This window comes from Mycoplasma seminis (assembly GCF_030718845.1).
Taxonomy (GTDB): domain Bacteria; phylum Bacillota_I; class Bacilli_A; order Mycoplasmatales; family Metamycoplasmataceae; genus Mycoplasmopsis; species Mycoplasmopsis seminis.
The window spans coordinates 899,095-913,505 of the sequence record NZ_CP132191.1 but is presented as its reverse complement, the minus strand read 5'-3'; the positions used below and the strand labels follow the sequence as shown (position 1 = coordinate 913,505).

The following is a 14,411-nucleotide window of genomic DNA, read 5'->3' as shown; positions in this document are numbered from 1 at the left end:
TTTAGTATGTTTATTTTATTTAGCAAAATACATTTTTACATTATAATATTTAAAACTATATAAACATAAATTTTAGACTTGGTCAGTATGTAAATACTCGCTAGGTTTAAAACATAATAAAGGAGAATATTATGGTTTCAAAAGAAAGAAAAGCTGAATTAACAAAACAATTCGGTAAAAACGCTAAAGATACAGGGAACACATCTGTTCAAATCGCAATTTTAACAGAAGATATTGAGTCATTAAAACCTCACTTCTTAAAAAACCCTAAAGACAACCACTCAAAAAGAGGTTTCTTAGCTAAAATCGCTCAACGTAAAGTGTTATTAAAACACTTAAGAGAAAACGACTTTGAAGAATACAGCAAAGTTATTGAAGCTCTTAACATCCGTAAATAATGAGCAAAATATGCAGCGAGCGCTGCATTTTATTTTTGCATTTTAGCTCGAGAATAAAATATTGGTATTATAATATTAATTATGAATGCAAAAGAAATAAAAATAACATTAAAAAAGCTTAAAAATGAAATTTTTACCCGCAAGAATGAAATTTATGCTGCTTTAGAGATCGATTTAAATAAATCAGTTAATGAAACTGAAATTACTGAAATTTTACCTGTAATTAATGAAATCAATTCATATTTAAAACATATTAAAAAATGAAGTAAACCTAAAAGAAGACGTACACCATGGTCACTTCGTCCTGGTAAGTCTTATATTTATCATAAACCTTATGGAACAGTGTTTATTTTATCAACTTGAAATTATCCATTTAATTTATCTCTTATTCCGTTAATAGACGCTTTTGCTGCTGGAAATAATGTAATTTTAAAATTATCTGATCGGGCACAAGCTTCTAGAGATGTAATTGAAAAGATTATTAAAAACGTTTTTACTAAGCAACAAGTTTTATTAATGAAAGGCGATATAGAAGAAACTAACAGAATCATTCAACAAGAAGCTGATTTTGTCTTTTTCACCGGTTCAAATAAAGTTGGAAATGAAATTTATAAAAAAGCTGCTGAAAAAATGATTCCTTGTGTACTTGAATTAGGTGGAAAAAACCCAGCAATTATTACTAAAAGTGCAAATATTAAATTAGCAGTTTGAGATAATATTTTTGTCAAAATTATGAATATGGGTCAAACTTGTTTAGCTACTGATCATATTTATATTGATGCAAGTGTTAAAGGCCAATTTGAGCTTGAGTTTAATAAAGCATTAAATCAAATTCATCACATGCTAACTAATAATGATTTACAACTAGCAAAAATGATTGATAAGTATGCTGAACAAAGAATAATTAATTTTCAAGAATTAGAAGAGCTTGAAACTTCATATCTGGATAAAATACTTTTACTTGAACCTTCAAGAGATTCCAAAATAATGCAAGAGGAAATTTTTGGACCACTATTACCAATTATTCCTTATGATAATTTAGAAACTTTAGCTGAAAAATTAAGCCAAAATAATGCACCATTAGCGATTTATTTATTTTCAAATAATAAGGCTGATTTCAACTTGCTGCAAGAAAAATTAGATGCTGGAACAATAGTTTATAATTCAACTTCTAAATTCATTTATAACAATCAATTACCATTTGGCGGTGTAAAACACAGTGGAATTGGTCGTTACCATGGTAAGGCTGGATTTAAAACATTTACTTATCAACAAGCGGTTTATAAAGCTTCAAAAGTTCAATTAATTTCTCCTAAAGCAATGACAAAAATAATGCTTTCAAAAAATCAGCACTGAATTGTTAAACTATTAAATTGAGTTAAAAAGTAGGCTGTCTTAAATTTGTGAATTTCTAATTGTTGTCCACCATTACGGTGGATATTTTTAATTAAAAAGTTGCCTGAAGGCAACTAAATTTAATTTCTTTGTCTTTTAGCATTATATGTAAATACATATGCAAGTATAAGTGAAAGGATTGTAAATCCACCTACATAAACAAATCCGACTCAAGGTTGAACTGAGTAATTAGCTAATGTAATGTCATAACTTTGTGGGAATGAAGCAAATACTTCGTTTTGTGAAAAAATGTAATATCTAAGTAATGAAACTACTTCAGTTGATGGTAGCACAGTTGAAAAAGCACTTAATCATGCAGGAAGTATTGTAAGCGGAATAAATGCTCCAATTAAGAATCCTGATACTGATGAAAGAGCCCCTGAAAGTGCTGAGAAAGCTGAAATACTTTTAAGGAAGCTAAAAATAAAACTAAATAATGCTGAATTAAATACACAACCTAAAAGTATTATTCCTAAAATAATAAATCCAGTAGCTACACTCATAACTCCAAGTGTACCATTAGCAGCCATATAAATAATAACAATTAAATACATTACAACTGAAATTATGATATTAAGTAGAATATTAACTAGTAAGTAACTAAAGCGAATAATCGAAGGCTTAATTGGTGTAATTGCTAAATCATTAAAGATCTTTTTCTCAGCATCTTGCACCATAAAAACTGAAAGAGAAATTGCATTAGTTAAGGAAGTTAATCCAAGCAACCCTACTAGCAAGCTTCCGTCAGCAAATTGACTTTTAACTAAATCAGGAATTGGTGCTTTTCCTAGTTGGCTAGCGAATAAATATCTACCAAATAGGATAAAAATTACAATAGTTATAATTGGTGAAAAGAAGGTCATAATAATCTTTTTTGGATCTTTAAAGAAAAGCTTCATGTTTCTTTTCACAAGTCAATGTAATTGATACATTATTCACCTCCTTGCGTATTGGTTACATTAAGGAATACATCATCCATATTTCCTTTAGCTAATTCAAAATCTTTTAAAATTGAACCGAATTTTAAAACAAAATCTCTAGCTTGATCATAGGTTTTAAATTTAACTGTATATTTACGGTCAGCATATTTATATTTAGCATTATGCGAACTGAAAAGATCTTCTAATACTGAATTTGGTTCTTGGTGAACATATAATTTTGCATGTGAGTAAGCATTTTTTAAATCACTTGGTGAACCTTCAGCAAGTTTTTGCCCTTTTTGAATTATTATTGCAAAATTACAATTATTAGCCTCTTCCATATAGTGTGTTGTAAGCAGTATTGTAAGGTCTTTTTCTCTTTGAATTCTTCTTAAAGTTTTTCAAACCAATTTACGAGAAGTGGGATCAAGTCCAGTAGTAGGTTCATCTAAAAATAAAATTTCAGGCTTATGTACAAGGGCTCTAGCTATATCTACCCTTCTTCTTTGTCCACCAGAAAGCGAACCATAAGGTTTATTCAATAAATCTTGTAATTCAAAATCAGCGACTACATCATCAACTAGTTGTTGAGTAGTTTTATCCTTAATGTATTTAGCATACATTGCGGCACGAGACATTAAATTATCATATACACTAAGTTTTGCATCTAAAATTGATTCTTGGAAAACAATTCCGATTTTATTTTTAATATTTTTACCTTGATGCGAATCTAAATCCACTCCTTCTACTTTAATTGTTCCACTATCTTTTTTAATAATGCCTAAAATAATGCTTAATGTAGTAGTTTTACCCGCACCATTAAGTCCTAAAAAACCAAATAGCTCACCTTTTTTAACTTTAAAAGATAAGTCATTTAAAGCTTTTTGTTTCTTAAAGGATTTATTTAAATGTTCTATTTCTATAATATATTTTTCTTCCATATTGTCTCCTACTATTATTTTAGTATTCTTTGGATTTTTTCTATTATATTATAAAAATTATTTAATTTTAGCAAATAAGAGCAAAATATGCTAAAATAAATACACTATGAGTAAAAAAGACTATTATGAAGTTTTAGGAGTGTCTAAAACAGCGACAGAAAAAGAAATTAAAACAGCTTACAGAAAACTTGCTATGCAATACCACCCTGATAAATTAAAAGATGGTACAAGCGATGAAAAAATGAAAGAATTAAACGAAGCTTATTCAATTCTTTCAGATCCTGAAAAAAGAAAAATTTATGACCAATATGGTGCTGATGCAGCTAATGGAAAAGGATATGCTGGAGCGGGAGCTGGTGGTTTTGGTGCAGGATTCCAAGGTCAAGGATTTTCAGCAGATTTCCAAGATATTTTTGAAAATATTTTTGGTGGATTTGGTAGAAAACGTGGCGGATACGCAGGTAGCAGTAAACAAAGAGGTGATGATTATAAATCAATCCTTAGAGTTTCATTTATGGATGCTATGCAAGGGACTACAATTAAGCAAAAATTAGATAAATGAGAACTTTGTTTACATTGTGGTGGTAGCGGCGCTGAAAGTGCTAGTGATATAAGTTCATGTCCTGATTGTGAAGGAAAAGGATATACCACAAGAGTTGTTGAAGGATTCTTTGGTCAACAAATGAGCCAACAAGCATGTCGTAGATGTGATGCAACGGGTAAAATAATTAAAAATAAATGTTCAAACTGTCGTGGTGAAAAATATATTAAAGTACAAAAAACAGTTTCAATTAAAGTACCAGAAGGTGCTAATACAGGTTTAACACTTAAAGTCGCTGGATACGGAGGACCGGGTAGAAATGGTGGAGAACCTGGTGACATGTATATTCAAATCCAAGTGGATGATCATCCATACTTTATTAGAGATGGATATGATATTGAACTTAATTTCCCAGTATCATTCATTGATATTATGCTAGAAAATAATGTTAAAGTCCCAACTCCTTGAGGTGATGTATCAATTAAGCTTAAGAAAACATACACAGATAATAAAGTTATTAAAATCCCACACAAAGGTGTGATTTACAAAGGAATTCAAGGAGATTTAAGATTACATCTTAGAGTTGTGATTCCTGATTTAGATAGAAAAGATAAAAAAGTATTAACTGAAGTACTTGCGAATATTAAAGATGATTCAAATGAAAAATTCGTGAATAAAGTTAATATGTCAAAATAGTTTAAAGCTACACTGTAGCTTTTTTCTTTGCAAATGTGGAAATTCCCACATATTGGGGAGTGATTTTTGCTAGGTTTTATAAAAAGACTATAATTAAATTAAGAAAGATTTTTAATCTAAAATCAGGAGGAACAATGAATCTAAAATCAGGAGGAACAATGAATCTAAAATCTAGCAATATCTTAGATATGATAAATTCAAATGAAAATTATAAAAATGAATTAGCAATTAATTTTGCATATAGTAATTATTTAGTGGAAGCAGATCATTTGGATATTTTTGAAAATCCATTTTGCTTCACTTATCAACAAGTTGAGGAATTATTTCTCAACAACCAAATTATTGGTCCAAAAAGATTAAATGATGTCTATGTTGTAAGAAACTTGTTAAATGTATTTTTTGAGATTGTTAATAATGAAACAAAACTAGACTTAGAATATATGGAAGCATTACATAGGCTGCTTTACAAGGATATTAAAGAAATTGGTGGATTCTTTGTAAACAAACAAGGTATTTATTTAACAAATTGACAAAATACCATAAGCACATTTTACAAGTTGCATAAAGCTGAAATTATGCATTTGAATAAGCAACTTGATTTTGCGATTAATAATTGTAATAATGAAAAAGAAAAATACCTTAGAATCCTCAATTATCATTTAAAATTTGAAAACTTAGAATTTATACCAGGAGTTGGGTGATTAGGTAGAGTAATTATGTTTAAACAATGCCTTGATTATAATTTAGTACCTATTATTATTCAACCTGAAGAAAGAGAACAGTATTTTGAATTTTTCAAAAATAAAGATTGTGAAAAATACTATGAGCAAGTGTTAAAAGTAAATATTGAAGATTTAAAACAAGAGATAGGAATTGAGTAAAAAAAACATAGGTTTGTATCCTATGCTTTTTTAATATCTTTCCATAAGTATGGAAATTGTGGTGGTGTTGAACGTTTTTTAGTAATAGATAGAATTATATTATTACGATTAATTTCTTCTCCTGAGTTTCGGAGTTTTAAAGGCATAAAAACGAATAGTCCTTAAAAATAGGGCTATTCGTATTTTTTATGTCTAAATTACTTGTACAATTTTTGAAAATATTGTTTGTATTGTTTCGAAATCAGAAATATAATCTGAATTTTGAGTATTTCGTATATAAATTTCTTCTTTTATTTGACCATCAACAACTTTTACAACTTTTTCAGCTGATTTAATTGCTTTTATAACTCTTTCATTTGAAAATCTATCGATTACACCAGTATCTTTTAAAGTCTTGTTAACTGAGTAAAGTAAAAATTTCAGAGACTATAAATAATTTTGTGTAAATTTATTTTGCAATGAAAAAAAGTTATCTTAACTTTGTTGGATAAATTATATTATAAATTTCAAATTTTTGAAACCTGGGTGTGTTCTTAGCATACCCTTTTTATTGTAATTTTCAAATATAGTTACTAAGAATTTTTCTAAACTTGTTATTGAATTAAATTGTCTTTTGTTTTTCATTGATGACTTTATTTCTGAATTTAGACTCTCAATAATATTTGTAGTGTAAATCGTTCTTCTGATTGAAAGTCGAAAATCAAAAAATGAGAATAAATCATCTTCAATATTTATCAATGCTTGTGTTACTCTAGGATATTTAGATTCTCATTTTTCTAAAAAGAATTGATATTCCTTAATTGCTTCTTCCTTCTTGATTTGGGAATAAATCATTTTTAAGTCATTTGCTATTTCAAATTTATCTCTGTTGTGCACTTTTGCAAATACATTTCTTTGTATATGAACTCAACATCTTTGATATTTAGAATTAGGAAAGTTATTGTGAACAGTATCTTTTAATCCTTGAAGTCCATCTGTGACAAATATCCCTACCTCTTGAACTCCACGGTTTTTTAAGTCTTGTAAAATTTCGTCTCAAATAATTGTGTTTTCAGTTGGATTTATTGCGAATCCTAAAACTTCTTTATGCCCTTCTTCATCAATTCCTAAAGCAATGTATATAGCTTCTTTTGAATAAGTTTCTCTTTTAATAGGAAAATATGTTGCATCAAGAAAAACAGCAATGTATTTTGATTGCAGTTTTCTGCTCTTAAACTTGGTAGTAGACCAAATGTTGTGTAATCACTCCAAATATTAAAAGGAGTGATTTTTGTTATGATTTTAGAGGAAAGAAACAAATTATTAAGAAATGAATTTTACAAATTAGGAGCTGATATGAGAGAATTATCATTTCTACTTAATGTTAATTACTTAGATGTTGCTAAGTTAATTGAAGAGAATTTAAAAGATGAAGTAGATGCTTATATTACTGAAATGAATAAATATGAATTAGTTGAAGGAAAAATTTATAGAAATGGATATTCTAAAAGAACCTTATACACATTGAATGGTAAACTACAAATAAATGTCCCAAGATTAAGAAATGCTTCAAATTTTTGTTCACAAATATTAGCTAAATATAAAAGATGTGAGGAAGAATTTGAATTTCTAATCGCACATTTATTGCAACAATTTTTATCATATGAACAAACCATAGATTTAGTTGAGAAATTATTAGGTTTTAGAATAGGACATTCTATAATTGCGAGAGTTTCAAAAACTATTAAAAACAAATACGACAACGCTTATAGTTTTGACATAAATAATGATATTTATGCATTATTTATTGATGCTTCATATCATAAAGTTTTTAAATGATATAACCCATTCACTGGTGAATATTTAAATTCTTTAGAAAATGTTGAGAATTCAAGGGATTTTGTCAAACAGAGCTCAAAAATAGCCTTATACACCGCTATAGCTATAGATAAAGAAGGTAAAAAACAAGTTTTATCAATAGAAACCTCAGGTGTAGAAAGTACAGAAAATTGAACAAAATTCTTATCAGAATTAAAAAAGAGAGGAATTAATGATCCTCAAGTTGTTGTTTGCGATGATTTTAGTGGAATTAATAATGTTATTAATTCAGTTTTTCCTTCATCTAAAATTCAAAAATGTGCATTTCATAAAATGACTAATGCGCTTATTACAATACCACAATCTAAAAGGTATGAAGTATCACAACTACTAAAACTAATATTTAAAGGTAAAAACAAAGATGAAGGTTATAAAAGATTTTTGGAATTTAAAAACAAATATAAAGATAAATACAGAAAAGCTGTTGCAATTATTGAAAACTCACTTGACCAGATATTCACATTTTATGATTTTCCAATAGGAATTAGGAGATATATTTACACAAACAATATTTGCGAAAATTTCCACTCAGCATTAAGAAAATATGTCAAGAAAAAAGCTCGCATCATAGTCCTAACTCCATCAAAATGTTGGCTATTGTTGCAAGCTTCAAAATAACTCGAACTTGAACAAGGAAAAGAATAATTTTCTAAGTTAAGTTCAGTATTATTATATATAATTTATTCAATTATAGTCCGATGTGATTACACAAACTTTGGACTACTACCTTAAACTTTTCAATATTCACAATTAGATTATCAGTAATATTAGAAATTGATTGTTTTGATAATTGAGCTCCATAAACGTTTTTAACTATCTTACTGATGGATTCGTAATTAATTCCTTCTGCAAACATTTCAGTAACTAAATCCTTAATAATTGACTGTGTTCTTTGATATTTATCAAAAATTACATTTTGAAATTGATTCAGTCTATCTCTAGCTATTGAGAATTTCATTTTTCCATACTCTGTATTAATAGTTCTTTCATAATAACCATTTCTATAGTTAGAAACATTACTTCTTTCATATTTTTTATATTGTAAAAATTCAGTTAGAGAATCAGAAATTAATGATTCAATAATATTTTTTAACGAACTGCGAATATGTTCGTTTATTTTTTCCATAATATCTTCAAAATTATTACCATCTTTAACAGAAAAATTTTCTAATAATAAATTGTTTAAAGTTGTATTTAATTGTTTAAAATTATTCATAGATAAGTTATCTCCTTTTCGGTTCAATTAAATTTTAAGATAACTTATCTTTCTTTGTCATTTTTATAATTTTTTTTAATTTACACAAACTTTTTTACAGTCTCAAATTTCATGATAACAAGAGACATAAAACATAATAAAATATGTGCTTCAATATGTTTATCTGTTCAAACATACATAGGTCTAACTTGTAATGATGATTTCATTGTTCTGAAGTTTTCTTCAATTTGTCATTGTTTTGCATAAATTTCAACAATTTCTTCAGACGTTAAATCCATTCTCGAAGTTTCATAAATATAATAACCGTCAAATTGACTATCTTCTTGAACCTTTTTATAGTCTAATTCATAAAAAGCTTTACCTACTTTTTTGAAGAATTTGTATTTCTTTCCGCCAGTTAATTTACCGGTTTCAACTAATCCATTTTTGTTTTTCAATTTATTAAAATTATCAATTAAGTTTTGTCTATCAGCTTTATCTTTTAAAGCTCTTTTTTGCTAAATGTAACTATTCTACGTCTTAATTTTCCATTAGGACGTTTTTTATTGTATAGAGAAACAATTGTTTCTTCTTTGTATTTAAAGTTTTCATCACCTACATAGTTGCTTTCATCTAAAATAAAATCTTTAAATGATTTTGCACCTGATTTTAAACGATAAGAAATTATGTAATTTATCCCTTTTTGTTCTAAAATCTTATGTTACTTGATGTAGACATACCTTTATCGGCAATTATTGTTACATTTTTTATTTCATAAATTTTGCTCATTTCTAATACAAAAGGAATGAAAGTTTTGGAATCTGCAGTATTTCCTTTAAAGGTTTCGATATGAATAGGAATACCATTTTCATCTGTAGCCATACCAACAACAACTTGGTCCTCTTTAAATTTTCCATCTTTTGAATAACCACTATGTCTAAGACCTAAACGTGAAAAACTTTCAAAATACATAGTTGTTGAATCATAGAAAACTAGTTCAACTTTTCTTGATGTATTTTTAATAACTTTTTGTTAATTCTTTTTAATAAGTTTTCTTTATTATCATAGATAAGATTTAATAAGGCATAATAACTATCTTTGCTAGTGTTTGGAGCATCTTCGTATTTATACTTATTTTTATGTATTGAAATATAACTATTTGCATCAATTATTCTGCTTGCAATTGTGTATTTTAGAATTTTATTCAGTTCTTTATGTCTTGTTTTTGGTAGTGCATCAAATATTTCAAATTTATTAATCAAATCATAAAGGATATTTATCCCATAGTTTACATTGTAAACTTCTGTTTTTGAAGAATTTAACGCAAACATAATACTTTGTTTGATTTTTTCTTTTGAATCAGTAATCGATAATGTTTCACAAACATTTTTTATTACATTTATCGGATTTGATGATAACTCTTCTAATTTTTCTAATCTACCGATACCAACTTGGTTACCATATCCTTTTCCGTAACCATTTGATGTTGCAACAGAAATATATGTGTAATCTTTTCTTTTGTGTTTGATAACTATAAACTTATTTTTCATGTCTATATTATACCATTTTATACAAGTAATACAAGTAAATAAAAGGACTTTTTTAGAAGTAAATTAAAAATCCATATATCATAGATATATGAATCTTAATTAATTTGAATTTTCACAGATTTTTTGAACTAAAACTCCGAAACTCAGGATAAAGATTGTGAAAAATACTATGAGCAAGTGTTAAAAGTAAATATTGAAGATTTAAAACAAGAGATAGGAATTGAGTAAAAAAAACATAGGTTTGTATCCTATGCTTTTTTAATATCTTTCCATAAGTATGGAAATTGTGGTGGTGTTGAACGTTTTTTAGTAATAGATAGAATTATATTATTACGATTAATTTCTTCTTTATTAAATGGAATAAGCTCTAATTCATAATCAAGTTTAGCTAAAATAGACTTTGCGGTTTCTAATTCATCATAAACTTTGTTACTTTTCATAAGAATCATTTTTCCATTAACTTTAACTAAATGAAATGCAGCCATCAGTAAACTTCTAACATCAGCTACTGCCCGAGCTGTTACTATATCAAAAATGTTTTTTTCTTTGATATCTTCTGCTCTTAATGTATAAACAGTAACATATTCTTGCAAGTTCAAAGCATTAATTACTTCGTTTAGAAAATTAACTCTTTTTTGAATTGGCTCATAAATGGTAACTTTATTATTTGGTTTTGTTAAAACATAAGGGATTGATGGAAAACCAGCTCCTGCTCCGATATCAAGAATACTTCCATTGCTTAACCCTTGGGTTATTTGTAACATAAACTCAAGAGATTCAAGTATACCTTCTTCTCAAAGTCGCTCTCCTGAAAATCCAGTTAAATTCATTACTTTATTTTTTTCTTCAATTAAATTAACATATTTTTCAAATAATGAGAAATCTCAATTATTTTGTTTGCACATATCTGCAACTATTTGTTTCTTACTTATTTCCATAGTTATTAATTTCTTCTTTCATTTGTTGATAAACGCTAGTAATTGAGCTTCCTTCAAGTGTAGCATTTATAACTCTACCTAAGAAATCACCAAGTGAAACGATTTGTAATTTTGAATATTTATCTAATAACTCGTGATTATCAATACTATCTGTAACAATAACTTTTTCAATATTTGGATTATTCTCAAATACTTCAAATCCTTTAGTGAAAATTCCGTGTGTAGCCATAACAATAATTCTTTCAGCTCCATTTTCTTTTAATGTGTCAGCTGCTTTAATTATTGTTCCACCAGTGTCAATGATATCATCTACAATAACTGCATTTTGACCTTTGATATTACCAATAATACCCATAACTTCAGTTTGATTAACTCCGGTACGACGTTTATCAATAATACAAATTTTAACTGTGTTCGCAATTAATTCAGCTAGTTTTCTAGCTCTAACAGTTCCACCGTGGTCTGGAGAAACTACTGTAAATGATGTATTAAGCTCTTTAAGTGCAAGAGCAAGGGGATATTGACCTCTTAAATCATCAACCGGAATATCGAAAAATCCTTGAATTGATGGGTTGTGTAAGTCAACACAAGTAAGTTTAGTTGCGCCAGCTTTTTGCAGTAAGTCAGCAACAAGTTTTGCTCCAATTGGTTGTCTACCGCTAACTTTTCTATCTTGTCTAGCATATCCGTAGTAGCTTAAACATACATTAATACTTCTAGCGCTTGCTCTCTTAAGTGAATCGATAAAAAGTAGTAATTCTACTAAATTATCATTAACAGGACGTGATGTACTTGCAATGATAAAAACATCTTTATCTCTAACAGTATCAGCTGCCCCAATCATAACTTCACCATCAGCATATACTGTTCGATTAATTGGTGAAAGTGGAATTCCCACTAATTCAGATACTTTTTCTGCTAATTTTTGTGCATTATGCATTCCAAAAATAACTGTTTCTTTTTTGTTCATTAAAACCTCTTTGATTATTTATTCACCTAAATTTTACAAGTTTTTTTGCCTTATTTTGAAAATAAACAAAAAAGCCTAAAAATATGTGAAATAACCTGTATTTTGTCACCCCTGCTAATAACCTGTATTTTGTCACCCCCCATGAATTTTCATTTATTTTTTTTAATTAAATGTAATAAAAAATCAGACTTAATAGAATTTCAATTAAAAATGAATAAATTTTGCTTTAAAAAGTTGAAATCAATAAGAAATAAAGCGTTATTTAATTATTTTTTAAAAAATCCTCATCAAAAGTAAAAATGTCATTTAAACATACCAAAATAATAGGTAGTAGACCAAATGTTGTGTAATCACTCCAAATATTAAAAGGAGTGATTTTTGTTATGATTTTAGAGGAAAGAAACAAATTATTAAGAAATGAATTTTACAAATTAGGAGCTGATATGAGAGAATTATCATTTCTACTTAATGTTAATTACTTAGATGTTGCTAAGTTAATTGAAGAGAATTTAAAAGATGAAGTAGATGCTTATATTACTGAAATGAATAAATATGAATTAGTTGAAGGAAAAATTTATAGAAATGGATATTCTAAAAGAACCTTATACACATTGAATGGTAAACTACAAATAAATGTCCCAAGATTAAGAAATGCTTCAAATTTTTGTTCACAAATATTAGCTAAATATAAAAGATGTGAGGAAGAATTTGAATTTCTAATTGCACATTTATTGCAACAATTTTTATCATATGAACAAACCATAGATTTAGTTGAGAAATTATTAGGTTTTAGAATAGGACATTCTATAATTGCGAGAGTTTCAAAAACTATTAAAAACAAATACGACAACGCTTATAGTTTTGACATAAATAATGATATTTATGCATTATTTATTGATGCTTCATATCATAAAGTTTTTAAATGATATAACCCATTCACTGGTGAATATTTAAATTCTTTAGAAAATGTTGAGAATCCAAGGGATTTTGTCAAACAGAGCTCAAAAATAGCCTTATACACCGCTATAGCTATAGATAAAGAAGGTAAAAAACAAGTTTTATCAATAGAAACCTCAGGTGTAGAAAGTACAGAAAATTGAACAAAATTCTTATCAGAATTAAAAAAGAGAGGAATTAATGATCCTCAAGTTGTTGTTTGCGATGATTTTAGTGGAATTAATAATGTTATTAATTCAGTTTTTCCTTCATCTAAAATTCAAAAATGTGCATTTCATAAAATGACTAATGCGCTTATTACAATACCACAATCTAAAAGGTATGAAGTATCACAACTACTAAAACTAATATTTAAAGGTAAAAACAAAGATGAAGGTTATAAAAGATTTTTGGAATTTAAAAACAAATATAAAGATAAATACAGAAAAGCTGTTGCAATTATTGAAAACTCACTTGACGAGATATTCACATTTTATGATTTTCCAATAGGAATCAGGAGATATATTTACACAAACAATATTTGCGAAAATTTCCACTCAGCATTAAGAAAATATGTCAAGAAAAAAGCTCGCATCATAGTCCTAACTCCATCAAAATGTTGGCTATTGTTGCAAGCTTCAAAATAACTCGAACTTGAACAAGGAAAAGAATAATTTTCTAAGTTAAGTTCAGTATTATTATATATAATTTATTCAATTATAGTCCGATGTGATTACACAAACTTTGGACGATTAATTAAAAGATTGGCTTTCTACTTAATGTGTAATTTCATAAAATGTGAAAATTCTTTTTAAATTTTATCAAGTTTTTAAAAAATGGGTATGTTAAAATACACGACAGGGTCGTTTCGGCTTATTTTTTCGAGCCAATTTTTTAAATTTTTGTGTAATTTTTAAATAATTCAAATGGTGAAATTCTAACTGGATATTGACTATTTTCAAAGTAATAATTTCGTTTATCTTTATTAATTAAATCAATTAATTCAAATATGAAATTTTCACAAATAAACTGTGGTTCATAACCTTTTGGAATAATCTTTCTAATCTCTTTATGTGCGTTTTCTAAACTTCCTTTTTGTCATGAAGAATAAGGGTCACATACATAAAATTCTTTTATGGATTTTACTTTATGAAGTTCAGAATTTTCTAAACCATTGTCCATTGTTAAAGTTA

13 protein-coding genes and 4 pseudogenes are annotated in these 14,411 nt (G+C 27.4%); 6 read left to right on the top strand and 11 right to left on the bottom strand.

Features of this window, described 5'->3' with window-relative positions:
- Positions 1 to 131: 131 nt before the first annotated feature.
- Together rpsO and Q8852_RS03795 are read left to right on the top strand one after the other, a co-directional pair.
- Positions 132 to 398: a 30S ribosomal protein S15 gene (gene rpsO / locus Q8852_RS03800; RefSeq protein ID WP_305937855.1), complete on the top strand. Its 267-nt coding sequence runs from the start codon at positions 132 to 134 to the stop codon at positions 396 to 398.
- Between the two features lie 81 nt (positions 399 to 479).
- Positions 480 to 1,787: an aldehyde dehydrogenase family protein gene (locus tag Q8852_RS03795; RefSeq protein ID WP_305937854.1), complete on the top strand. Its 1,308-nt coding sequence runs from the start codon at positions 480 to 482 to the stop codon at positions 1,785 to 1,787.
- Between the two features lie 86 nt (positions 1,788 to 1,873).
- Here Q8852_RS03795 and Q8852_RS03790 read toward each other — a convergent pair whose 3' ends face one another.
- Both Q8852_RS03790 and Q8852_RS03785 read right to left on the bottom strand, forming a co-directional pair.
- A complete protein-coding gene (locus Q8852_RS03790; RefSeq protein WP_305937853.1) occupies positions 1,874 to 2,725 on the bottom strand; it encodes an ABC transporter permease in 852 nt (283 codons plus the stop codon).
- Complete coding sequence (locus Q8852_RS03785; protein ID WP_305937852.1) at positions 2,725 to 3,654, bottom strand: ABC transporter ATP-binding protein; 930 nt, start codon at positions 3,652 to 3,654, stop codon at positions 2,725 to 2,727. The genes Q8852_RS03790 and Q8852_RS03785 overlap by 1 nt, the downstream gene beginning before the upstream one ends.
- 106 nt (positions 3,655 to 3,760) lie before the next feature.
- Here Q8852_RS03785 and Q8852_RS03780 point away from each other — a divergent pair, with 106 nt between their 5' ends.
- Positions 3,761 to 4,891 (top strand): DnaJ C-terminal domain-containing protein, encoded by a 1,131-nt coding sequence (locus Q8852_RS03780; RefSeq protein ID WP_305937851.1) that lies wholly within the window; start codon positions 3,761 to 3,763, stop codon positions 4,889 to 4,891.
- Positions 4,892 to 5,025: 134 nt separating this feature from the next.
- Positions 5,026 to 5,772: a hypothetical protein gene (locus Q8852_RS03775; RefSeq protein ID WP_305937850.1), complete on the top strand. Its 747-nt coding sequence runs from the start codon at positions 5,026 to 5,028 to the stop codon at positions 5,770 to 5,772.
- Between the two features lie 20 nt (positions 5,773 to 5,792).
- Here Q8852_RS03775 and Q8852_RS03770 read toward each other — a convergent pair whose 3' ends face one another.
- Both Q8852_RS03770 and Q8852_RS03765 read right to left on the bottom strand, forming a co-directional pair.
- Positions 5,793 to 5,918, bottom strand: a complete 126-nt coding sequence (locus Q8852_RS03770) for a hypothetical protein (RefSeq protein ID WP_305937849.1) — start codon at positions 5,916 to 5,918, stop codon at positions 5,793 to 5,795.
- A 346-nt stretch (positions 5,919 to 6,264) separates the two neighbouring features.
- Positions 6,265 to 6,990 (bottom strand): annotated as a pseudogene (locus Q8852_RS03765) (IS256 family transposase); the annotation flags it as partial.
- 57 nt (positions 6,991 to 7,047) lie between these two features.
- Between Q8852_RS03765 and Q8852_RS03760 the strand changes: the two are divergent.
- Positions 7,048 to 8,282: pseudogene (locus Q8852_RS03760) on the top strand (IS256 family transposase).
- Between the two features lie 74 nt (positions 8,283 to 8,356).
- Here Q8852_RS03760 and Q8852_RS03755 read toward each other — a convergent pair.
- The 6 genes and pseudogenes from Q8852_RS03755 to Q8852_RS03730 all read right to left on the bottom strand — a co-directional run.
- A pseudogene (locus tag Q8852_RS03755) lies at positions 8,357 to 8,766 on the bottom strand (transposase); the annotation flags it as partial.
- Between the two features lie 159 nt (positions 8,767 to 8,925).
- Complete coding sequence (locus Q8852_RS03750) at positions 8,926 to 9,282, bottom strand: IS1634 family transposase (RefSeq protein WP_305937845.1); 357 nt, start codon at positions 9,280 to 9,282, stop codon at positions 8,926 to 8,928.
- 250 nt (positions 9,283 to 9,532) lie between these two features.
- Positions 9,533 to 9,796, bottom strand: a complete 264-nt coding sequence (locus Q8852_RS03745; RefSeq protein ID WP_305937844.1) for an IS1634 family transposase — start codon at positions 9,794 to 9,796, stop codon at positions 9,533 to 9,535.
- 20 nt (positions 9,797 to 9,816) lie between these two features.
- Complete coding sequence (locus tag Q8852_RS03740) at positions 9,817 to 10,374, bottom strand: hypothetical protein (protein ID WP_305937843.1); 558 nt, start codon at positions 10,372 to 10,374, stop codon at positions 9,817 to 9,819.
- A 248-nt stretch (positions 10,375 to 10,622) separates the two neighbouring features.
- On the bottom strand, positions 10,623 to 11,312 hold the full coding sequence (gene rsmG / locus Q8852_RS03735) for a 16S rRNA (guanine(527)-N(7))-methyltransferase RsmG (RefSeq protein WP_305937842.1): 690 nt from the start codon (positions 11,310 to 11,312) through the stop codon (positions 10,623 to 10,625).
- Positions 11,299 to 12,282 carry a ribose-phosphate pyrophosphokinase gene (locus Q8852_RS03730; protein ID WP_305937841.1) on the bottom strand — a complete coding sequence of 328 codons (984 nt, stop codon included), beginning with the start codon at positions 12,280 to 12,282 and terminating at the stop codon, positions 11,299 to 11,301. The genes rsmG and Q8852_RS03730 overlap by 14 nt, the downstream gene beginning before the upstream one ends.
- Positions 12,283 to 12,665: 383 nt before the next feature.
- Here Q8852_RS03730 and Q8852_RS03725 point away from each other — a divergent pair.
- A pseudogene (locus tag Q8852_RS03725) lies at positions 12,666 to 13,900 on the top strand (IS256 family transposase).
- A gap of 212 nt (positions 13,901 to 14,112) precedes the next feature.
- Here the strand turns inward: Q8852_RS03725 and Q8852_RS03720 are convergent.
- Positions 14,113 to 14,400, bottom strand: a complete 288-nt coding sequence (locus Q8852_RS03720) for a hypothetical protein (RefSeq protein WP_305937839.1) — start codon at positions 14,398 to 14,400, stop codon at positions 14,113 to 14,115.
- Positions 14,401 to 14,411: the final 11 nt, after the last annotated feature.